This window comes from Lysinibacillus sp. COL-1 (assembly GCF_059814265.1).
Window position 1 is genome coordinate 978,757 of record NZ_JCAWSJ010000004.1, and the last position, 23,257, is coordinate 1,002,013.

At 37.4% G+C, this 23,257-nt stretch carries 20 protein-coding genes and 1 riboswitch; of the genes, 14 read left to right on the forward strand and 6 right to left on the reverse strand.

What is annotated here, in order from left to right:
• Positions 1-57 precede the first annotated feature (57 nt).
• A riboswitch (cobalamin riboswitch) is annotated at positions 58-233 on the forward strand.
• 94 nt (positions 234-327) lie between these two features.
• Positions 328-1,383, forward strand: a complete 1,056-nt coding sequence (gene cobT / locus AC6BKE_RS12940; protein WP_499856893.1) for a nicotinate-nucleotide--dimethylbenzimidazole phosphoribosyltransferase — start codon at positions 328-330, stop codon at positions 1,381-1,383.
• Between the two features lie 74 nt (positions 1,384-1,457).
• Here cobT and AC6BKE_RS12945 read toward each other — a convergent pair whose 3' ends face one another.
• A complete protein-coding gene (locus AC6BKE_RS12945; protein ID WP_036128179.1) occupies positions 1,458-2,063 on the reverse strand; it encodes a trimeric intracellular cation channel family protein in 606 nt (201 codons plus the stop codon).
• A gap of 349 nt (positions 2,064-2,412) precedes the next feature.
• On the opposite strand from AC6BKE_RS12945, the gene AC6BKE_RS12950 reads away from it, so the two are divergent.
• The 3 genes from AC6BKE_RS12950 to glnA all read left to right on the forward strand — a co-directional run bounded on the left by AC6BKE_RS12950 (position 2,413) and on the right by glnA (position 5,585).
• Positions 2,413-3,666, forward strand: coding sequence for a methionine gamma-lyase family protein (locus tag AC6BKE_RS12950; protein WP_340812728.1), 1,254 nt, complete (start codon positions 2,413-2,415; stop codon positions 3,664-3,666).
• A 154-nt stretch (positions 3,667-3,820) separates the two neighbouring features.
• Positions 3,821-4,195: a MerR family transcriptional regulator gene (locus AC6BKE_RS12955; protein WP_036128174.1), complete on the forward strand. Its 375-nt coding sequence runs from the start codon at positions 3,821-3,823 to the stop codon at positions 4,193-4,195.
• Between the two features lie 55 nt (positions 4,196-4,250).
• A complete protein-coding gene (gene glnA, locus AC6BKE_RS12960; protein ID WP_036128172.1) occupies positions 4,251-5,585 on the forward strand; it encodes a type I glutamate--ammonia ligase in 1,335 nt (444 codons plus the stop codon).
• A gap of 107 nt (positions 5,586-5,692) precedes the next feature.
• Here the strand turns inward: glnA and AC6BKE_RS12965 are convergent, their stop codons facing one another.
• Complete coding sequence (locus AC6BKE_RS12965; RefSeq protein ID WP_036128170.1) at positions 5,693-6,001, reverse strand: CotD family spore coat protein; 309 nt, start codon at positions 5,999-6,001, stop codon at positions 5,693-5,695.
• Between the two features lie 467 nt (positions 6,002-6,468).
• Here AC6BKE_RS12965 and AC6BKE_RS12970 point away from each other — a divergent pair, with 467 nt between their 5' ends.
• The 6 genes from AC6BKE_RS12970 to AC6BKE_RS12995 all read left to right on the forward strand — a co-directional run bounded on the left by AC6BKE_RS12970 (position 6,469) and on the right by AC6BKE_RS12995 (position 13,577).
• A complete protein-coding gene (locus tag AC6BKE_RS12970) occupies positions 6,469-7,476 on the forward strand; it encodes an ABC transporter substrate-binding protein (protein WP_036128169.1) in 1,008 nt (335 codons plus the stop codon).
• Between the two features lie 133 nt (positions 7,477-7,609).
• On the forward strand, positions 7,610-8,626 hold the full coding sequence (locus AC6BKE_RS12975; protein ID WP_036128167.1) for a FecCD family ABC transporter permease: 1,017 nt from the start codon (positions 7,610-7,612) through the stop codon (positions 8,624-8,626).
• On the forward strand, positions 8,619-9,659 hold the full coding sequence (locus AC6BKE_RS12980) for a FecCD family ABC transporter permease (RefSeq protein WP_271912550.1): 1,041 nt from the start codon (positions 8,619-8,621) through the stop codon (positions 9,657-9,659). Before AC6BKE_RS12975 ends, AC6BKE_RS12980 begins: the two co-directional genes overlap by 8 nt.
• A 48-nt stretch (positions 9,660-9,707) precedes the next feature.
• Positions 9,708-10,553, forward strand: coding sequence for an ABC transporter ATP-binding protein (locus AC6BKE_RS12985; protein WP_058843946.1), 846 nt, complete (start codon positions 9,708-9,710; stop codon positions 10,551-10,553).
• Positions 10,531-11,301 (forward strand): IucA/IucC family C-terminal-domain containing protein, encoded by a 771-nt coding sequence (locus AC6BKE_RS12990; protein WP_058843947.1) that lies wholly within the window; start codon positions 10,531-10,533, stop codon positions 11,299-11,301. The genes AC6BKE_RS12985 and AC6BKE_RS12990 overlap by 23 nt, the downstream gene beginning before the upstream one ends.
• Positions 11,302-12,221: 920 nt before the next feature.
• Entirely contained in the window at positions 12,222-13,577 is a 1,356-nt protein-coding gene (locus AC6BKE_RS12995; RefSeq protein WP_499856894.1) for a YjiH family protein, read from the forward strand.
• 247 nt (positions 13,578-13,824) lie between these two features.
• Here AC6BKE_RS12995 and AC6BKE_RS13000 read toward each other — a convergent pair whose 3' ends face one another.
• Complete coding sequence (locus tag AC6BKE_RS13000; RefSeq protein WP_499856895.1) at positions 13,825-14,814, reverse strand: acyltransferase family protein; 990 nt, start codon at positions 14,812-14,814, stop codon at positions 13,825-13,827.
• A 237-nt stretch (positions 14,815-15,051) separates the two neighbouring features.
• Here AC6BKE_RS13000 and AC6BKE_RS13005 point away from each other — a divergent pair, with 237 nt between their 5' ends.
• The gene (locus tag AC6BKE_RS13005; protein WP_016991985.1) at positions 15,052-15,303 is read left to right on the forward strand and encodes a phage holin; all 252 of its coding nucleotides are present in this window, start codon (positions 15,052-15,054) and stop codon (positions 15,301-15,303) included.
• An 81-nt stretch (positions 15,304-15,384) separates the two neighbouring features.
• A complete protein-coding gene (locus AC6BKE_RS13010) occupies positions 15,385-17,466 on the forward strand; it encodes a DUF2339 domain-containing protein (protein WP_499856896.1) in 2,082 nt (693 codons plus the stop codon).
• Between the two features lie 38 nt (positions 17,467-17,504).
• On the opposite strand, the gene AC6BKE_RS13015 is transcribed toward AC6BKE_RS13010, so the two are convergent.
• The 3 genes from AC6BKE_RS13015 to AC6BKE_RS13025 are packed head-to-tail and all read right to left on the reverse strand — an operon-like array spanning position 17,505 to position 19,924.
• Complete coding sequence (locus AC6BKE_RS13015) at positions 17,505-19,037, reverse strand: DUF7305 domain-containing protein (RefSeq protein ID WP_419185198.1); 1,533 nt, start codon at positions 19,035-19,037, stop codon at positions 17,505-17,507.
• Entirely contained in the window at positions 19,015-19,473 is a 459-nt protein-coding gene (locus AC6BKE_RS13020) for a PulJ/GspJ family protein (protein WP_499856897.1), read from the reverse strand. The genes AC6BKE_RS13015 and AC6BKE_RS13020 overlap by 23 nt, the downstream gene beginning before the upstream one ends.
• Before the next feature lie 4 nt (positions 19,474-19,477).
• Complete coding sequence (locus AC6BKE_RS13025; RefSeq protein ID WP_058843953.1) at positions 19,478-19,924, reverse strand: prepilin-type N-terminal cleavage/methylation domain-containing protein; 447 nt, start codon at positions 19,922-19,924, stop codon at positions 19,478-19,480.
• A gap of 311 nt (positions 19,925-20,235) precedes the next feature.
• Between AC6BKE_RS13025 and AC6BKE_RS13030 the strand changes: the two genes are divergently transcribed.
• Together AC6BKE_RS13030 and AC6BKE_RS13035 are read left to right on the forward strand one after the other, a co-directional pair.
• Positions 20,236-21,567, forward strand: a complete 1,332-nt coding sequence (locus AC6BKE_RS13030) for a G5 domain-containing protein (RefSeq protein WP_499856898.1) — start codon at positions 20,236-20,238, stop codon at positions 21,565-21,567.
• A 17-nt stretch (positions 21,568-21,584) separates the two neighbouring features.
• Positions 21,585-23,255, forward strand: a complete 1,671-nt coding sequence (locus AC6BKE_RS13035; RefSeq protein ID WP_244504801.1) for a GspE/PulE family protein — start codon at positions 21,585-21,587, stop codon at positions 23,253-23,255.
• The last annotated feature ends 2 nt before the right edge of the window (positions 23,256-23,257 follow it).

A 23,257-nucleotide genomic window follows, 5' to 3' on the forward strand; every position in this document is an offset into this window, starting at 1 on the left:
GTACAAGGCGAGTATTCTAATATTGACAGAAAAAATACGCTGTCGTAGATTATAAATAGTTTAATAAAAGCATTAGGTGCCCAATAGGGAGAATAGGGAATAAAGTGAAAAACTTTAGCGGACCCGCCACTGTATAAGGGAGTGTCATCGTAAATGCCACTAGCGAATCGCTGGGAAGGCACGATGATATGTTGAGCTTGAGCCAGGAGACCTGCCTACTTGCTTCAGAAGTATATAGATGATGGAAAAGTCTGTAGTTTATTTGTCATGACAATAAACTACAGACTTTTTATTTTGTCTTCATGTAGAACGAGAGGAGAAACAATAATGCAATTATTACAAGACACGATTCAAAATATCCAAGAGGCTGATATGAATAGTATGGACCAAGCTAGAAAGCGAATTGATGCGCTTTGTAAGCCCCCAGGTAGCTTGGGTAAACTAGAATCACTTGCCGTACAGCTTTCAGGCATAACAGGACAATTATATCCAATGGTCGATAAAAAAGTGATGATTGTCTGTGCAGCAGATCATGGCGTTTGTGAGGAAGGCATAACAACGAATCCACAAGATGTTACGGTCTTTCAAACATTAAATTTTCCTAAGGGAGGTACAGGCGTTTGTGCGATTGCGGGCATTACCAATGCAAAGGTAGTAACAGTAGATGTTGGGGTAAAAGAAGATATTCCGCTTGATGCAGGTGTCATCATTCATAAAATTAAGCATGGCACAGATAACATGGCACAGGGCCCTGCTATGTCAAGAGAAGAGGCTATTCAATCCATTGAAGTGGGGATTCATGTGGCAACAGATGAAATCACAAAAGGAGCCAACCTACTTGGAACAGGTGAAATGGGCATTGGTAATACAACGCCGAGCACTGCCATATTAGCTGCTTTGACTGGCTATGACCCTATTGAAATAACAGGGTTTGGCGCAGGAGTTGGTCAAGGAGGGATTGCTCATAAAGCAGCAGTAATTGAAAAAGCAATTACTCTCAACAAACCCAATCCTAACGATATCATTGATGTTCTAGCTAAAGTTGGAGGGCTAGAGATAGGGGCTATGGCTGGTATCATGCTGGCTGCCGCAAGTCACCGAAAACCTGTTATTATTGATGGTTTTATTTCGACTATTGCTGCGCTTATTGCTTATCAAATTGAACCGAAAGTAAAAGACTTTATCATACCTTCCCATGCTTCAGAGGAACCAGGGGCTAAAATTGCCGCATCATTACTTGGTGTAGAGCCAATGCTGCATATGAACATGCGATTAGGCGAAGGCTCTGGTGCTGCTCTAGCCTTTCCTCTTTTAGATGCTGCTTGTTCTATGATGAAAAATATGGTGACATTAGAAGAAGCCATGAATCTTTTGGCTAAATAGTTACTGAATAACAAATAAGCGCAAATAGTTAATGAACTCTTTGCGCTTATTCATTTTTTTATCAATTACAGTATCTATGCCCGATTCAACCTTCGCAAAGGCAAACGCCACTTCATCATATAGGAAAGAATGCGTAATGCTGTAATCACTGCAAATAATACATAAAGGAAAATGTCTCCAGTCAAAACTTCAAATCCGATAACAAGCCCTGCGAGAGCAGCCCAAACACCATAGACTTCATCACGGAGAACTAGTGGCTTCCGTCTAGCTAATAAATCTCGCACAATACCACCACCTGAACCTGTTAAAACAGCAGCTACAACGACTGCGCTAATTGGCATATCTAGCTTCACGGCATAGAGTGCACCTTGAATAGCGAACGCGGATAAGCCAATGGCATCTGTGAAGTTGCCCCAACGATGCCAATGCTGAATCAGATGATGCGGGAAAATAAAAAATATCGTAATCGCAGCTAGTGCAATTTGAAACATCATATCCTGTCCCCATAAGGTTGTGACAGGCAGCCCGATGAGTAAATTTCGAATAGCTCCTCCACCAAAAGCAGTGACAATACCGAGTATATATACACCGAATAAATCGTATTCTTCTTCCATGGCAATGATTGCCCCAGAAATAGCAAAGGCAATTGTTCCAATAATACTAAAAACCTCCCAAGCCATCCCTTTCACCCCTTCTATCAATAAATGAACTTCTTTTTTTAAAGTTAAAAGACTTTTTTTGACGTAACAGAATCTATGAATTTAATAGCCAAAATCAGTCATTACATACGCTTCTTGAAGTAAGTCCGCACATTAGCTTAGCGTAAAATTCGCTTAGAAACAATAGGCAAGTTTTGCAGGGGTTCATACAAATTGATAAGATGTTATTGAAATAAAGAAAAACATTCGTCAAAAGCGTTGATATACCAGTAGTTATTTAGGGAATTCTAGAATGAGTGAAGTCAATTTAGAGAGTCGATAGATCTTACTGATTGAAATGCGGGACAATTGTGAAATGGAGAAGAAAAGAATGACGTTTACATCTAATTTATCAGCACAAACGCTATCCTTAGCGTCAAAAATAGAGGAGCAAGTTCGACCCTATCATGCAAAGGTAGAAGAAATGGCGTTTTATAATCAACAGAAGGTGCTAGCAGCATTTCGCAAGCATCAAGTAAGTGACTATCATTTACATCCATCCAATGGCTATGGCTATGACGATGAGGGACGCGATAATTTAGAGCGTGTTTATGCGGAAGTTTTTGGGGCGGAGGCTGCCATTGTACGACCACAAATTATTTCAGGAACACATGCAATCACGCTTAGTCTATTCGGTGTCCTTCGTCCTGGTGATGAGCTGCTTTATATTTCTGGTCAGCCATATGATACATTGCAATCCATTGTTGATGGTGGTAACAAAGATACCGGTTCACTGAAAGATTATAAAATAGGCTATCGACATGTGGATTTAGTGGAAAATAAAGCAATTGATTGGGTAGGTGTAGAAGCAGCCATTACTACGCAAACAAAAATGATTGCCATTCAACGTTCGAAAGGCTATGCGACACGTCCATCCTTTACGATTGCAGAAATTGCTGATATGTGCGTAAAGGTGCGCAAATTAGCCCCACATGCCGTTATTTTTGTAGATAACTGCTATGGTGAGTTCGTAGAGGCGAAGGAACCTACAGAGGTTGGTGCTGATTTAATGGCAGGCTCACTCATTAAAAACCCTGGTGGAGGATTGGCGAAAATTGGTGGCTATATTGCTGGCCGTGCAGATTTAGTAGAGAAATGTGCGTATCGTATGACATCTCCAGGTATTGGGGCAGAGGCAGGGGCAACATTAAATACATTAGGAGATTTTTATCAAGGATTTTTCCTAGCCCCACATGTCGTATCACAAGCCTTAAAAGGTGCGATCTTTACAGCAGCTATGCTGGAGGAAATCGGAATGAGCACTTCTCCAAGCTATGATGCAAATCGTACGGATTTAATCCAATCCGTTTCCTTCCAAACTGCACAGCAGATGATTGCCTTCTGTCGTGAAATACAAGCCAATTCTCCAATAAATGCCCATTATGCTCCAGAACCAGCTTATATGCCTGGTTATGAAGATGATGTCATTATGGCTGCGGGAACATTTATTCAAGGCTCCAGCATTGAGCTGACAGCAGATGGTCCAATCCGTCCACCATATACAGCCTTTATCCAGGGTGGACTAACATATGAACATGTTAAATTTGCTATTTGTAGTGCTGTTCAAGCCATTCAAAAAAAGTAATATGAAAATAAATAAACCTTAAATTTGAATAGTTTTTTACAATTTTCTATCGGATTGAAAAAAATAACGCCTTACATGTTAGGAAACCTCACATGGTTGGTTGACAGTGAAAAAATTTCGTTATATGATAAGCGGGTATTGGAGGAGGACTTAAATGAGTCGTGAAATTAGACGAACTATGCCGTTATTATCAATGAGTATTGTGATGCAATTAACTGAACTCTCGGCACGACAAATTCGTTATTATGAAGAACACCATTTAATTGAGCCGCACCGAACAGAAGGCAATCGTCGCATGTTTTCATTAAATGACGTCGACACATTGCTTGAAATTAAAGACTACTTAGAGCAGGGTATGAATATGGCGAAGATTAAAAAATTATTTGCTAAAAAGAAAGATCCTGTTGCTACAGATGAACAAGATTTAAGTGATTCAGAATTACGCCAAATCATGCGCGAAGAAATGCGTCAAGCTCAGCGCATGCAAAAATCATCCATCCGACGAGGGGATTTATCTCGATTCTATTAATAAATAGGGTAGGGTAAACATAAAAGCTAGACAAATTATAGGAGTGTGGAAAACTGTGGGTAAATACACAAAAGAGGACATTAAACGTCTCATCGAAGAAAAAAACGTAAGCTTTATTCGTTTACAATTTACAGATATTCTTGGCACAATCAAAAATGTTGAGATTCCTGTAAGTCAATTAGACAAAGCATTAGAAAACAAAATGATGTTTGATGGCTCATCTATTGAAGGTTTCGTTCGAATCGAAGAATCTGATATGTATTTATATCCTGATCTTGATACTTTCGTAGTATTCCCTTGGACTTCTGAAAAAGGGAAAGTGGCACGTCTCATTTGTGACGTATACACTGCGAAAGGCGAACCATTTGCTGGTGACCCACGTAACAACCTAAAACGTATTCTTAAAAAAATGGAAGATATGGGCTTCTCAAGCTTCAATTTAGGGCCTGAGCCAGAATTCTTCTTATTCAAATTAGATGCAAAAGGCGAACCAACGTTAGAAGTAAATGACCATGGTGGTTACTTCGACTTAGCTCCAACAGATCTTGGTGAAAACTGCCGCCGTGATATCGTATTAGAGCTAGAAGAAATGGGCTTTGAAATTGAAGCATCTCACCATGAAGTAGCTCCAGGACAACACGAAATTGACTTTAAATATGCCGATGCTGTTACAGCTTGTGATAACATTCAAACTTTCAAATTAGTTGTTAAAACAATTGCACGTAAACATGGCTTGCACGCTACATTTATGCCAAAACCATTATTTGGTGAAGCAGGCTCTGGTATGCACTTTAACGTGTCACTATTTAAAGGTAAAGAAAATGCATTCTATGATGAAGCTACAGAATTAGGTCTTTCTGAAACAGCTATGCAATTCATGGCGGGTGTTCTTGCACATGTACAAGGTTTCACAGCTGTAACAAATCCAACAGTAAACTCTTATAAACGTCTAGTACCTGGTTATGAAGCACCATGTTATGTAGCATGGTCTGCGCAAAACCGTTCACCACTAATTCGTATCCCATCAGCACGTGGACTTTCAACTCGTGTAGAAGTACGTTCTGTGGACCCTTCAGCAAACCCATATTTAGCAATGGCTGTTATTTTAGAGGCAGGTCTTGAAGGTATTCGTCAAAACTTAACGCCACCAGCAGCTATTAATCGCAATATCTATGTGATGTCGGAAGAAGAGCGTCAAGCTAATGGTATTGAAAACTTACCAGCAGCACTTGATGATGCTTTAACATTACTTGCTAAAGATAAAGTAGCGCAAGCAGCTTTAGGTGAGCATATTTACGCAAACTTTAAAGAAGCAAAAGAAATCGAGTTCGATATGTACCGTACAACCGTTCATCAATGGGAACGCGATCAATATTTAAAAATGTACTAAGAATTAATAAAAATAAAAAAACGAGTGCCTCTTCACTTGGAAGGTACTCGTTTTTTTGTCTATAGTTCCAGAGCATGATAGGGCAGCATGGCACCCCATCGTTATTGTTAACGGCCCATATGTTTACGATGGTGTGGCATATGACAAGGGTTAGGTGGCATACCGCACATTGTATGTGTTTCACAGCATTCATTAACAACAGACTCTGTGCATGGGAAATAGTATTGATGATCAATCATATGTTTATTTACTGTTGTGACATGTGCTGGTTGTACATGTGGAACAACCGTATGGATATAATTTGTGCGAACATATTGCTCTGGTGGTAAAAATTGTGGTGGATCAAATTGCGTTGGCATTGTTTGTGGCGGACAGCAGTGTGGACCTTTTGCCGGATGGCGTCTTCGTTGAAACATGTTATTACCTCCTGTTTTGATAAGTTGTAGTTCATTATTAAGATATGAGATATACGTCGATAGGGTCTATTTATTTGCCTATTATTGAATAGGTAAATCTAACAAGTCGCTGAAATGGTAGAAAATCTATAGCTGGTTAGATACATATTGGGTGAAAGAAGCAGCTACTGAAAGCCTCTCCCAACATCAAAATGACATTGCTTAGAGCTATTGTTTTAAATAAATGCCATGAATTTTAGTCAATTATCTATTACACCTCAGCATCATTGCGACGAAATTTTCATAATAAATACAAAAATCCTACACCTTCTAAACTATATGGGAGGGAGCTGTAGGCTAATCAAGATAAAAAATTATTAAAAAAGTATGTTTTTTGAAAAAAAAGATATTGTCAATAAAACGGTCGTACAGTATACTCTTTAATTGATAATGAATATCATTATTGATTATATTTTAGGAGGAAATGTATGTCGAAATTATCACTACGCAATAAAAATGTTTCTATTCTTTTTGCGCTATTCTTAACATTCTCACTTTTATTGGTGGGATGTGGAGATAAAGCATCGAACGGTAGTAGTTCACAAGAAAATGACAAAGCAGAAGAAAGTAACACAGAAGAATCTTCTAGCCGTGAGATTACACATGCTATGGGAACTACCACAATTGAAGGAACACCTACAAAAATCGTTACGCTATACCAAGGGGCTACAGATGTAGCAGTAGCGATGGGCATTAAGCCAGTGGGGGCAGTAGAATCTTGGGCTGAAGCACCTTTTTATAATTATTTGAAAAAAGATTTAGATGGCGTTGCGATTGTTGGACAAGAAACGCAACCTAATCTTGAAGAAATTGCAAAACTTAAACCAGATTTAATCATTGCATCGAAAGTGCGTCATGAGGAAATTTATGATCAGTTATCACAAATTGCACCGACTGTTGCTCATGAAACGGTTTTTGATTTCAAGGGAACAGCTGAAATGATGGGTCAAGCAATGGATCAGGAAGAAAAGGTGAAAGAGTTACTAGGAGATTGGGATACGCGAGTTGCTGATTTCCAAACAAAAATTCAAGAGAAGCTTGGCGATAAATGGCCATTCCATGTTTCAGTTGTTAACTTCAGAGCAGACCATGCACGTATTTATGTAACAGGATATGCAGGTTCTATATTGTCAGAGCTTGGCTTCCAAGGTCCTAAAAATTTAACAGATGACTCATTGGAAATCGTGAAACTAACGGATAAAGAAAGTATTACACAAATGAATGCCGATGTTATTTATATGTTTATGGAAAATGATGACGCAGTCAAGAAAAATTATGAAGAGTGGACAAAACATCCGCTATGGAAAGAGCTTGATGCTGTGAAGGCAAATCAAGTTTATCAAGTAGATGAAATTAATTGGAATCTAGCTGGTGGACTTATTAGTGCTAATTTAATGCTAGACGATATTTATGACAAGTTTGAATTAGAAAAATAGTAAAAGAGACTAGGGCTGTTGAAAGTGTTATAGAATACTTGAATGACAGCCCTCTCATTATAGGGATTGGACATATTAGAAACCTACAATCCCTTTCATAAGATAAATTGTGGATCAAGAAAGTTGGCGTAAAATGAGAATTATTCTTTCCAGTACCTCGATGAAACAAGTAGGCTTATTCATCAGTTGTTTGATCCTTTTGCTGGCATTTTTAATCAGCATAGCTATTGGTCAAACGTCCATACCCTTCTCGTCAATCTATGATGCCATTTTTCATTTTGATGCTGCTAATAAGGAGCATGTTATTATTCGGACATCGAGATTTACAAGAGCTGTGATCGCTACAGTAGTTGGCGCAAGTCTTGCCATCGCGGGAGCATTAATGCGGGCATTAACAAGAAATCCTTTAGCAGCTCCTGATATTTTAGGGATTAATGCAGGGGCGATATTTTTTATTGTTAGTGCCATTACTCTTTTTTCCATCAATTCTTTAATGAGCTATATGTGGATTGCCTTTTTAGGTGCAGGTGCTGCGGGAGCTATGGTATTTTTCCTAGGGTCATTAGGAAGAGATGGTTTAACACCGATTAAAATAGTATTAGCTGGTGCAGCGATTACAGCTCTATTTGTCTCGTTTACGCAGGGGCTTTTAGTGATTGATGAACAAGGCTTACAAAGTGTTCTTTTTTGGTTAGCGGGATCTGTATCAGGTCGTAGCATTGACATGCTTATACCAGTTTTACCGTTTATTTTAGTGGTCACAGTTGTGGCAATAGGTATGGGTCGTTCTATAAATATTTTACAATCAGGTGATGATATTGCAAAAGGCTTAGGACAACGAACTATGATTACGAAAATCACACTCGGTCTCATTATTATCATTCTTGCAGGTAGTTCAGTTGCTGTAGCAGGTTCAATTGGCTTTATTGGTTTGATTGTCCCTCATATTGCGATTCAGCTTGTTGGTACGGATTATCGTTGGATTATTCCGTACAGTGCAGTATTAGGAGCAATATTGCTGCTGTTAGCTGATATGGCTGCGAGATATGTGATCATGCCATTAGAAATGCCAATTGGTGTAATGACTGCCTTTATCGGAGCTCCTTTCTTTATTTATATTGCACGAAAGGGGTTAGCGAAAAATGTCTAATTATAGGACAGTTCGAACGAAATCTGAACGTATATCTTTTCAAATAGCCAAAAGAACTAGTTGGATTTTACTATTATTAAGCTTATTATTAGTCATCATAACAGTCCTTGGTTTATCTGCAGGTAGTGAATTTATCCATCCTATCACAGTGGTGAGGGAATTATTGGGCTATGGTAATGGAGAGTACGATTTTGTCTTACATACATTAAGGCTCCCACGTGTATTGATGGCATTATTAGTTGGTGCAGCGCTAGGAGTTGCTGGATTAATTTTACAAGGGATTATCCGTAATCCACTTGCTGCTCCAGATATTATTGGTGTAACGAGTGGTGCATCCATGGGGGCGATTATTTTTATCGTGTACTTTATGGGGTCAGTCAGCATTCAATTTTTACCGTTAGCTGCTATTTTAGGTGCTGGCATTGTTTCCTTTATCATTTACCTACTGTCATGGAGAAAAGGCGTCACACCTATTCGTATGGTGCTTATTGGTATTGGGATTTCAGCCTTAGCAAAGGCTGTTGTGACGATGCTGCTTGTAATCAGTAATGTAGCCGCAACAACGAAGGCCTATTTATGGCTGACAGGTAGTTTGTATGGGGCTAATATGCAGGATGTCTATTTGCTTTTACCATGGGTTGCTCTGTTATTGCCACTAACGTTTATTTTGGCAAGAACAGTAAATGTGAAGGAATTAGGAGATGAAATTGCGATAGGGCTAGGGGTAAAGGTTCAAGTGTACCGTTTACTTTTTTTACTCATTAGTGTGATGCTAGCTGGCTCTGCGGTTGCATTTGCTGGTGGAATTGCCTTTGTTGGATTAGTAGCCCCTCATATGAGTAGAATGCTTGTAGGGCGTTCCTTTGCTGGATTGATACCTGTGACTGCTATAATCGGTGGGATGATTGTTATCGTAGCCGACATCGTAGCACGCACTGCTTTTTTACCAAAGGATTTACCAACAGGTGTCTTTACGGCTGCAATTGGGGCACCATTCTTTATTTATTTACTATTTAGAACGCGCAATCAATAAAGCTACAGGAAATAACAGTTAAAAGCGTGAGAAGAAGGTGACGGGATTTTGAAAAATGTTTTAGAAGCACAAGATTTACATGTAAGTTATGGTGAAAATCTTATTTTGGAGGATTTGAATCTTCAAATACCAAAAGGGAAAATAACAGTACTAGTAGGTGCTAATGGTTGTGGAAAATCAACGCTACTACGAACGTTTGCACGATTACAAAAACCAAAGTCGGGTGAAATTTTCTTAGAAGATGATTCACTAGATACGATTTCAACGAAAGAGGTGGCTAAACGGTTAGCCATTCTCCCACAGGGACCTGTTGCGCCAGAAGGGCTAACCGTTCAACAATTGGTAAAACAAGGTCGTTATCCACATCAGAGCTGGTTAAAGCAATGGTCTACTGAAGATGAAAAAATTGTGAACAATGCGCTTGAGGTAACGCAGATGACAGAATTTGCAGATCGCCCAGTAGATGCATTATCAGGTGGTCAGCGTCAACGTGTATGGATAGCCATGACATTGGCTCAAAAAACAGATCTTATCTTACTAGATGAACCTACAACTTATTTAGATATGGCCCATCAAGTAGAAATTTTAGATTTACTATTTGATTTAAATGAAAATGAAGGGCGTACAGTCGTGATGGTCTTACACGATTTAAACTTAGCCTGCCGCTATGCCCATCACATTGTAGCTGTGCGAAATAAACAGGTGTATGCGCAAGGTAAGCCAGAGGAAGTGGTAACACCTGAGCTTGTACAAGCTGTCTTTCGTATGGACTGTACGATTATGAGAGACCCTCTATTTGGTACGCCTTTATGTGTTCCGCATGGCAAGGGACGAACAGTTCAGGTGGAGAAATTAGAGGAGGTAGGGTCAGTTGAGCTTACAACTGTCAGCTGAAGAAAAAGCAGTACTATTACGTGATTATCGATTGACAATTGAGCCAGCGGTAGATGCTGCTTACTCTCTACTAGCCCAAAATTTATTAGACACTGAACAAGCCTTAGCCTATTTACAAAAAATAGCACCTTTCTTTCATTCCACATCTACATTAGTTACAGCATCGTTATTTGCAAAGCGCTATAGCGTCTTAACAATGGCTTCAGCATTCTATGCTATGTCAAGATATGATAAGGGGCTATATGTTGGTATCGAGAATATTTGGGTGGAAGCAGAAGATCATGCGAAACCATGGCTTCCAAACATTCGCTTAATCGATGACTCAGTGTCAGTGCCAACACAAGATCGTGAAGCATGGCGTGATGAGGTTCTCCAAGGAATTTTTGTAGGTAATCTAGCGAAAGTGTGGCAGTCATTAACAAAAATAAGTAAAATCCCAAAAGCAATCTTATGGGAAAATACAGCTATTTATGTCAATTGGCTATATGAAACAAAAATAAGCGAAGGGGCCAGTGAGCAAGAAAAAGCTCGTATACAAGAAGACTATCACTATATTGTCAATCAAGCGCCAGGTTCTCTTTTTGGCGAAAGGAAAAATCCTTTGACAAATTATTGTGGTCCCAAAGTGACAATCAAGGAATCAGAGCAACCAATACGCTTGAGAAAAACATGTTGTTTCTATTATCACACCTCTGATGAAGCAAATGACTTTTGTATCTCTTGTCCCAAAATCAAAAGACTTGGCTAACCTCATGAAGCATTGACAATTCCACAAAGTGAATAAACAGTCGTGGGGTTTATTCACTTTCATGTTGGTGAAAAAAGATGATGTCAATAGCAGAAAAAGAACCTTTAGCAAGGCGAAGGGTTGATTTCCGTTCTGCCAGCGTCCCTTCTCCAGGGGGGCGGTCCGATGAGCCACTTCCAGGGTCTCAGCTGTGATGCTAAATCCCCTCCAATCAACCATATGCAAAAGTGTCTTTTCCTCTATCTTTCATACTAGTCGAAGCGATCAAAATAGCCCATTATTTGTATAATTAAAGAATAGAGGTTCTTATTTTCATTGTAGAGAAGTGATGAATGTCAACACCTCTTCATAAAGAGTAGTGAATACCCTTCACTTTATTTGAAGACCTTTGCTAAAAAGGTACCATTTTTATGGATTGGAGTGGAAAGCAAGTAGCCTGCAACGGAAATCCATTTTCACCTGTCACTATGCAAAGAGGCGGAAAAGTTATTATCTATTTTCGCTATTTTCGAAATAATCGAGTTTCTTCCCAGCCTCGTTTCCTTCCTATTAAAATTTCTGTTTATTATAATATAATATTGATATACTAGTTTTAAAGAAAAAAACTATACTAATGATGTATAAAAATTCAGAAAATTGTAGAGTTGAACCATATGTGTTGTTGCGTTTACAATAGTTTTATAACACGATTATGTTATAAAAACATGAATAGAGTCATTGTTTTTCTATTTAAAGCTCAAAACTTCATTGTTTTTGTAATAGTACTATAACAGAAAGAGGAGGGAGGTATTGAATGAACACTACATGTTTAGCTTATAAAGTATTACAGCAAACGAAGTATAGTGAAAGATAAAATAGGGGAATGCATCATACATAGTTACAAGTTTAAGCAATACTAAGAAATGAGGTTTCAGTCAAAAATGAAAAAGTATTCTGTTAGTACATATATTTATTTCATCATTCCTTCTTTAATTGGTATTTTTCTATTTATGACTCCTGTATTAACGGATGAGGGCTGGAAAGTACCGATTGCCATTTTAGCAAATATTTTAGCTGGTGTAGTGGCTCCAGTCATTAGTTATTTTACGATTATTATGTTTGCAATTTCCGCGTTTGGCGCACTTATAGCTAAATGGATTCCTCGAAGAAATATGAAAGAACCTAGTATTTTAGATACATTGTTTTATGTCAATTGGTTTTGGACGATTACTCGCTTTTTAGGTTTAACTTTTGCTTCGATGGTTGTCTTTCAATTTGGACCTTCTGCCATCAACAATGAAAATACAGGTGGGCTACTGATGGATCCAAACGGTGGACTTGTGACGTTTTTATTTACCATTTTTTTATTCGCAGGTTTCCTTTTACCATTTTTAACAAACTTCGGTTTGCTTGAGTTTTTCGGTACAATGATGGTGAGAATCATGAGACCTCTTTTTAAAAGCCCAGGGCGTTCTTCGATTGATGCTCTTACGTCATGGGTCGGTGATGGAACGATTGGAGTGTTAATGACGAGTAAGCAATACGAGATGGGGAACTATACCAAAAAAGAAGCAGCGATTATTGCTACTAGCTTCTCTGTTGTCTCCATCACCTTCTGTATCGTAGTATTGGATACCGTCCACTTGGCACGCTATTTTATTCCTTATTATTTAACAGTAGTACTTTGCGGTGTTGTACTAGCGATTATTATGCCTCGAATTTATCCTCTTGCACAAAAGGAAGATACGTATATCGATGGTACTCCAGTAGACTATTCGCGTGAGGAATTGCCAGAGGGCTATAATTCTGTGTCGCATGGCTTAGAAAATGCACTTGCTATTGCTCATGCAAATCGGGATCCGCGCCAATTTTTAAAAGATGGTTCTAGAAATGTTATTGATTTATGGGTTGGCGTTGCTCCTATTGTTATGGCTTTTGGTACAATTGCCTTAATGCTTGCTGAATTTACCAGTATCTTTGTGATTTTAGGAAAACCATTTGAGCCGATCCTAACTGTACTAGGCTTACCTGAAGCGGCAGAAGCGGCTCAAACAATGGTCGTAGGCTTTGCCGATATGTTCCTGCCTTCAATTTTAGGTGCAGGGATCGAATCAGATGTTACTAGATTTGTCATTGCTGTTGTTTCTGTATCACAGCTAATTTATATGTCTGAAGTTGGTGGACTTATTTTAGGAACAAAAATTCCATTGAAATTTTTCGATTTAGTCGTTTTATTTATATTACGTACACTTATTTCCCTACCAATCGCTGCATTGGTTGGTCACATACTCTTTTAATGAAAAAACCAAGTCTAGATCGACTTGGCATTTTTCATGAGATAATGATAACTGCCTTTTTTACGTATACATAAATAGATATAATGAGATACAAATTTGGAAAAAGTAATTTAAAACACAAGGAATAGATGCACTTCAATCAAAGAATAAGGGACAACCATTCATAAAAAGAATCAAATAAACAACAGAAACATCCTATTCCTATACAAAATAAGGTTTCTAAAAAGCCTTCTCAATTATGAGAGGGCTATTTTTGATGAGACTTTCCAATCAGATAAGCACTAAAAGGGATAAATGAAATGATTTTGATGAGCAGCATACAGACAAGTAAAGTGGATAAAAAAAGAGAAATGACTTGAAGAGCAGTAGTGGGTAGTAATGCGCTATAGGGAGCTAAATATTCTTGAATTAGCCAGTGAATTAAAAAGATCCCAAAGGAATAGCGACTTAAAATAGGGATAAAAGGGAGCTTAGGCAAAACCTGTGCAAACGCCAGTATGCAAAACGTCATCGCCAACACGAATAGCATAATATCAATTCTTCTTGATGTAATCTGTTGGGCACCTAAATAATAATTTGTATATAAAATAGCCATTGCAAGTATGACAGCTATAATTGTGAAATATTTATATTGGACGAGGTAGTGCGTGATTTTTTCATAATGACTACCGATAATATAGGCTAGTGCAAAATATGGGAGCCAGCCAACAAAGAGCAGGCGCATAAAATGTTCATTTTGTATGAAATAATCTATATTGGCATTTGCTAGTGTCATATAGAAAATGCCAAGTAAGAACATAATGGGCGTAAACCAGATGCTGGATACCTGATATTTCTTGACAATATAGAAGAGAATATAGAGTTGAAAAATAGTCATGACAAACCATCCCGAAAAATCTCCTAAAATAATATGGCGATATAATGCCTCCCAAAAGCTTTCATCATAATGAAGAGCCGCGTTGGCTGCATATAACATGCCTGCAGCTATAAACGGAATAACAATAAACTGAAAACGACGTCCTATAAAATGGGGAGGTAGCTGATGTTGGTAGCGTTTAGCTAAAATTAAAATGGATAATAAGATAAAAGTGGGTGTAGCAAAACATAATAATAATCGAAAAAACTGATAGTAGGGTTGATCCATATAGCCATTTATACTTTCAATATTGGTCGTTGCATGTAATAACACAATACTCAGGCAAGCTACTACCCTTAAGACGTTCCACTCATACACCATCTTCATCACCCTCATTTTCAGTAAATTGTTAGGCATTTCGTTACCGAATGCAACCTAACTATATATATGAACATGTCTAGCGTGATAAAACCTGCCTTACTTGCTATGGCTGAAAATAGTTTATGCCGCAAAATATTATTAAAAAATCCTAGTAACATGGCGAGAGTTCCATTTTTGCATATGTGTCACATAACCACTATGCATATACTGTGGCAAGAGGGGGGGAGGTGAGCTTTTATGAGAATTAATTGGAAGGTTCGTCTTCAACATATTCCATTTCTACTAGGGCTATTTTCATTGTTACTCTTACTCGCACAACAAGTTGCAGCGATTTTTGGCTATGATTTTACAGGGGTAATGAGTGAGCAAATGTCATCTATTTTAAATACAGTTTTATCCATTCTTGTATTAATGGGTGTTATTGTGGATCCAACGACACGAGGCACCAGTGATAGTGAGCGTGCCTTAATGTATAGGAGACCGAGATAAATTAAACAAAAAGTGTAATTTTACAATAAGGATAAATATGTTATACTGTTAGAAAATTGATAAAGTGGGGAGGATGATTGAATGTCTCTTGAATTGGAGCGAAGAATTGCTAAGCTCGAAGAGGAAATGGCAGATTTACGTCAGGAGTTGTCTTCGTTAAAAGGTACACAAAGTACCGAAAAAATAAATACTCTTGATGCCAGACAGTCGATGATCAAGCAATCAGAACCAATAAAACCAAAACCAGCACTGGAGTCGAAGCCTGTCCCGACTAAAGTAACGGAAAAAGAAGTGCAACCGCAGCCATCGATGGAGGAGCGTGTTATGTGGGCACTGCCAAAAGTATTCATGGTTATTTTAGTAATGGGCGTACTTTGGGGCCTAAAACTTGTTAGTGATTATGGTTATTTATCGAATGGCGTGAAAATCATCCTTGCCTATGCATTATCGGTAGGTTTGGCGGTTATAGCCTATGTACTAGAACGTAGAAAAGTAGGCTCATCTGCTATAACGATTTCCTTATATGGCGGGGCATTTATTGTCGGTATTTTAACAACTGCCGCGAGTGCCATTTTATATGAAATCATTGGTCTTACTCCAGCACTAGGCATTACACTTCTTTATATTGGCTATGGTATTGCCATTAGTTATTGGAAGAAAAATGAAGCACTTACCGTTTTTGTAGCCTTTACATCGTTATTGCTACCTTATTTATTAGAATATATGGATTTTAATGCGGTCATTATCTTGCTTTTTGTCGTGATATTATTTGCTTCATTGCAATGGGTCATTTATCAGCACAAGCAAAAGCTAGCTCTCTATATTGCTACATTCTTCTCGGTGCTAGCGGTGAGCGTAGTAGCGTTTATGAATATTGATAAGCAAGTTATCTTCGCATTTGGTTTATTGGTGATTCTATCAATATTTTACGTAATTTGGTGTTTAATGTATAACGCACAATCCAAATGGAAGCCTCTTCATATAGGGCTTCAATTTTCCTTAGGCTCATTTAGTTTATTGCTGATGAATCTTATTATTCGTTCACTTCCGCATGGAGAAATGCTGCTCCTTGTCCTAATGGCTTTATTTGGAGCGGTGGCGTTATATAGCTATCGCCAAAAATGGCAGGAAGTATTGGATAGCGCTGTTACACTCGCATTTATCACCCTATGTAATACGATACTTTTAATGAATATACCAAATAAAGTGGATGATTTACTTTATCCGATGATTGCTTTTGCTGGCGTGATGATGAGTTTGCGACTACGGGCAAGTATGATGAAGGTCGTTTCTTCATTTGTTCTTATCATCACATTCATTTTAAATTTCATCTTTCATGAACCAAAACCATTTTTCAGCATAGATCATTTAAGCTTGTTCATGCCAATTATTTATTTCGTTATTATTTACTTATATGCAAGACGTCCAAAAGAGACACTTACGACATTTGAAAAGGTCATGAAGGATCTGTATGTGATTGATATTTTAGCAGTGGCCACAACTGGCTATTTCTTAGCCTATATTGGCAAACTAGATACCGTTTATTTTGCAGCAACAAATGGCATTCCATATATGATGTGTATCGTATTAGCTGCCTTATTTACTGGCTCTCTATTTGTAGAGGAAACCTATAAAGGTCGTGCTTTAACACCAGTTCTCGGCTCATTTTTCCTATTATTCTTCTTGATGATCAGCACCAAGCCGACCATGATGGAAAGCTTAAATATTATAACTAGATTCGTATATATGGCAGTCATTGTCGCCATCATCGTAGATATTCTAGTAAAAGGGTTTATTTATCGATTGTATGAGGTGCGTCTGGGGAAATATGTAGATGCTATTGTAAGCACTGGTATTGTGCTCACGATGATTTCAATATGGGGGCTGATCCATCAATTTACGTTTAACAACGTCCTTGATTGGAAGCTAAGCATCGCGCTGACAACCATTACATTATTTTTGACGGCAAGCGTTTCCCTATGGCTAAGCTCCATACATCAATTAAAAACACTGCGCTCAACAGGTTTTATTCTGTTAGTCATGGCGTTTATTAAGCTAATTTTCTTTGATTTATCTGCCCTTGATTTATTAATTAGAGCTATTCTATTTATAACGATTGGTGGTATTGGCATGCTGCTATCGGGTAGGTTGTTGAAGAAATAAAGAAGAAGAGATTCCAATGCATTTTGGAATCTCTTTTTCTATTGTTCTACTAATTCATTTTCTTTTATTAAAGTGATAGGATCGCCAATTTCTGTATGTCCTGAAGAGGGTGGTTGGATTGTGCCTTCTGTAAATGTAACGGAGGTACCTCCATTAGCTAGTAAATTATCAGAAATAATAGCTCCTTTAATGTGAGCGCCGCCTTCTAAAATGACAGAAGCATTTGGTGCAATAATATGTTGACCATTTGAGTTTGAACCACCATTAAAAGTAACCTTAGTTGCTCCTGCATATATATTCCCCGTTAATCCTATCCCCCCTGTGAATGTTAAATTGGCTTGCTTAGAATAAAGAGAGGCAGCGCTTTGTGTTTCTCCTGCAATTGTGATAGCTGATGCTCCGTTATAATATAAATTTATTTGATTAGCATTACCGTTCCTGTTTAAAGATCCTTTTAGATTAAAAGTATTATTAATATATACATTTAACTTTCCTGTTCCTACAATTTTAATATGCCCCTGTAGTATATTAAAATCTTCGATATATAAATTTTTATCTGTATCTCCTACATTTATAGTCAACGTATTATTTTGATCCACTTTGAACTGTTTGAAATGTGTATCACCATTTAACTGTAAAGTATAGTTATTAGTCATCCAATTATCAGCTAAAAAATGTCCATTATTAATAATGAAGGTTTTGTTGTGTGGATCTTTGATGACTTCTTGATTTGGAGGAACAGGTAATTTTGATAATTGTTGCATTTTCTCTAATGGAAATAAAGGCAGGATACTTGAACCAGGATATTTCCTACTTTGCGTAAGTTTGCTTGATAAATCCCCCATCCAAGATGGATATTGGAAATGATCACTTGAAGCACCTACAGTACCAGAAATAGATGAACCACCATCCAATGAAATTATACCGATGTCAGTAGCTACATCTCCCTTTATGGATGCCCCACCTGTTAGCTTAATATTGCCTTTAGTTTGTACTGCAAATTCAGGGGTAGCAGTATTTAAATTTTCCTCATCATCCCCACCGTTATTATTAGTTGTTTCGGCATCAAGAACAAAGTCTACACTTTGCTGTAGTTCTCTTTTTTGTGAAGGCGATTCTCCATATGTACCGATAGAAGTTATCCAATATCGAAGATTCGTATCTAAATCCTGTTTTAGGGTAATCCTGGCAATAGGTTGCATTCCTAGTTGTTCTTCAAAATTATTTATAATGTTTTCGTTATTTAATAGTGGTTCTATTATGCTTTTAATATTCTCTTCATATAATTCTACAAATTTTTCATACTTTTTCTGTTGAATTGGTAAACGATCGTATTCTGCTTTTGCACTTTGATAAGCTTCATTCGCTTTTTCTAATAAAATTGCTTTTTCATAATTTACACCTGCCTCAGCAATGTAATAAATGGATTGATCTTCTCGCTCATGTTTAGAGAGTTTTAAGGAATTTGAAGATACAGCAAGTAAACCTAGACCTAAAATCGTCACTAATACAATGGTTAAAAAAACTAATAAAAATGAAAAGCCTTCATCATTTAGTAGATTTTTTTTCATCTTTTGCACCGTCACCACTCCTAAAAGATAGTTGTGTAGAGATTGTGTGTTCGTTAATACTTTCAATATTAATGGAAATAGAGTCGCCAATACTTGTTAAGGAAAATGAGTGTATATGAGTTGCAATAACCTCGTTGTTACGAGTAATCGTATTTTTTTCAGCATCAAAGATATATGTGTATTGAATAGAACCATCTCTGTTTTTTAATGTTGAATTATTAGGATCATACGTAATGGTTTTTCTCATATCTTTCGTAATGAGCTTTAAAACATAAGACAACTCGGATAGCTGTTCATTATTTTCAAGTTGTTTTTTATTAGTTTCTTTGCTAGACGAAAGTATACTAAAAAGAATTGTTGAAACAATGCTTAAAATTAAGATAACAGCAAGTACTTCCACGAGTGTAAAACCTCTGTTATTTTTTATGAACCTCATGTATTCACTTCCTACTATATATATTTTCCATCTTGCTTTTGAGTACATCGTTCTCATAAACTTCGATAACAATAGTATCTAGATATTCATATTGACAATGGCGCTTAATGGTTAGAATAAACCGTCTATCTTCCATCTGTTTTTCATAGCTCCAAATAGTTGAAAATTTACTATTTTTACTACAACTAATATATTGAGGATTTTCTGTACTTGTATAGAGTAATTGTCTAGCTAGTTGTTCTTCTGTTCTGCCTTTGATTTCTCTAAATATATTTTCCATTTCATTTTGAGCAAGATAGGTAGAATCTACGATTGTGCTAGAAGTTTTGGAAGTTTTGTTAGATTGAATAAATAATCCGAAAAATGAAAGCAATATTATTGTAATTAGAATTAAAGAAGCAACGACTTCAATTAATGAAAAGCCACCTTCATTTTTAAAATTTTTTTGCAATAATATCGCCCCTTATAAGTTTTTTGTGTCAAAAGAACCAAATGGTTATTTAGTGAATTATGTATTATGAAAAGAGTAGTTCAAAAAGCGTGATTCTAATCGACTAGTAATAAAGTATTCATAACGATAATATAACATTATATAAGAGATAAACTAGTCTAAATCGTGAAATTTTTATATATTTTGAAGGGGTTATTTAAAATAAATTAGGTTTTTAGTAGTGTAATGTAGTAGTAAATATAGTATTCTAGTATCTGGATGAGCATAAAGTTGCAAACCAATAAATTACGATGGTTAAGGGGGATTGACAGATGAAAAAAATTATAACCATTACTGTATTATTGATTGGAATATTTATACTAGCTGTAGTCTGTCTACCTAATTTTATAATAAATGGGAAAGTTTTTGCTAGTGATGAGACAAAAAGTTCAACAATTGGAGGTATAAAAGTCGGGGGTGTTAATAGTGCAAATTTATTACCAACTGTGGAAAAAGCAATTAAAGACTGGCAGCAAACAGAAATAAATGTTAAAAGTGCTAATATCTCTAAGACCATTGACCCGAAACAATTAATTTTTGATACTACTACAGCCATATCACAGTTTGAACTGCTGACAAAAAAACCATGGTATGCCTTTTGGAAAAATGAAAAAATTGTACATATCCCCATTCCTGTAACTGCCAGCGACACTGTTATTCAGGAACTAGATGAAATGGGCATTTTGGATACTGATAAAACGCTTCAAAAAATAATAGTACAAGCAAGTTATTTGAAAGAACATGAGGTTGAAGCAGTAATCAATGCTGCTGCTTTGCAAATGCAAGAAAGGATTGCCTTTCAAATTGCGGATGTACCGACAGATAGTCAAGGGGTTGCAAAACTAATCCCTTTATTAAATGACGTCACACTTGTACCGAACCAGTCATTCTCCTTGCTTTCACTTTTAGGGGAACAGGCTGGAGCTGCGAATGATACAGGTTTAGATTTTGTAGCTTCCATCCTCTATAGTGTAATTCTTCAGACAGAGTATGAAGTTCTAGAAAGACATTCTCAACAAACAAAGCCCAACTATTTACAACTGGGGATTGAAGCGGATGTCAATGCTGCATTAGCGAAAGACTTACAATTTATTAATCGTTCTAATCAGCTTGGCAAAATGCAAGCTACAATTGAGGGCAATCAATTAAAAATAGAAATATTTACAGCAGTAAAAGACAAAGATATAACGGTTCGTATCAGTAAAGATAAAATCGTTAAGCCACGAACTATTTACCGTTATTCAGAAGATTTAAAGGCTGGTCAAGAGCGTGTGGAACAAGAGGGGAAAGAAGGGGTGAGAGTTGAAGTTTATCGTTCCATTGTAGAGAACGGTGCAATGGAAGAACAGTTTATTAGCAGAGATTACTATGCGCCTCAAAATCGGATTGTGACACGTTCATCGCAGGAGCCTATTACAGTCACTCCACCAACAAAAAACGCAGGGCAAAGTATAGCAGATCCTGATTTAGAGATAGATTTAGATGGCAACGGCTTACCTGATATAAAACCTTCAACACCTGAAGAATCTGAGCAAGAAGATGGACCAGAAATTGTCTATGGTTATTATGACAAGGGCGGTAATTTTGTACAAACAAGTCCATAATGATTGGAGGTATTTTTATGGCGATGAAGCCAGGTCGTAAACGTTTAGGGGATTTACTTGTTGAATCAGGCGTTATTACAGCAGAACAGCTAGAGTATGCACTGACTACTAAGTTGAAAAATGAGAAACTAGGTGATTTTCTCATTAAAGAAAACGTCTTAACGGAGCAACAACTCATTGAAGTTTTAGAATTTCAGCTTGGTATCCCTCATATTAGCTTAAATCAATTTTCAATCAGCCCTGAATTATTGCAATTAATTCCTGCTGAGTTGGCAAAGCGGACAAATATTATGCCTATCCGCAAAGAGAAAAATAAATTGTTTATTGCGATGGAAGACCCGATGGATTATTTTGCTATCGAAGAAGTCCGTATGACGACAGGCTGTCAGATTGAAACAAGCATTGCTGCAAAAGATGATCTATATCGTACAATTACCAAATATTATGATTTGCAGGAGTCGATGGATGCTGCAATGTTAGATTTAGCGGCAACTAGTACTGAAACGCAAGACGAGATTGAGAATGAAGATTCACCCATTGTTCGTTTAGTAAATCAAATTATTGCCAATGGTGTAGCACAAAGAGCCAGTGATATTCATTTTGATCCACAAGAAACAGAGCTACGTGTGCGCTACAGAGTAGATGGAGTACTTCGTACAGAGAGGTCATTGCCCAAGCATATGCAAAACGTAGTATTGGCTCGGATTAAAATAATGGGCAATTTAAATATTACAGAAAATCGTATTCCACAAGATGGGCGTATAAAAACGAATGTCAATTTTAGGCCAGTTGATATACGATTAGCCACATTACCGACTGTCTTTGGAGAAAAAGTTGTTATGCGTATTTTAGATTTAACCAATTCGTCCAATGATATTGAGAAATTAGGCTTTAGTGCTACGAATGAAGTACTATTCAGGAAAATGATAAGCCGTCCCAACGGCATGATGCTTATTACTGGACCTACGGGTTCTGGTAAATCCTCTACGTTATATGCAGCTCTTTCGCATTTAAATGAGGAAGGCGTCAACATTATTACGGTTGAGGATCCTGTGGAATACCAATTAGATGGCATCAATCAGATCCAAGTAAAGGAAGAGGTTGGCTTAACGTTTGCGGTAGGGTTACGTTCGATTTTACGACAGGACCCTGACATTGTGATGGTAGGGGAAGTTCGTGATCTTGAAACAGCGCAAATTGCTATACGTGCTTCACTTACAGGACATTTAGTGTTAAGTACGCTGCATACTAATAGTGCAGTAGAATCCATCTCACGTTTACATGATATGGGCATTGAACCATTTCTACTATCTTCCTCACTTGTAGGCATTATGGCTCAACGACTTGTACGTAAAGTTTGTCGTGATTGTGCTGAACCATATGTATTCACCTCACGTGAATTAGAAATACTAGAGGAAAATGGGCTGGAAGGTGTTACCCAAGGTAAAAGGGGGCGTGGTTGTCCTGCATGTAATCATACAGGCTATCGAGGACGTATGGCGATTCATGAAATCCTTCCAGTGGATCGAAAAGTGAAGGACATGATTTTAAATCGAGAAGGTGATTTGGTTCTTCGGGATTATATGAATGACAAAGGCTATCACACCCTATTAGTAGATGGACTATTAAAGGTTGTAGCAGGTCAAACAACAACATCAGAAATTTTACGTGTTGCAAGTGTAGATTAGGG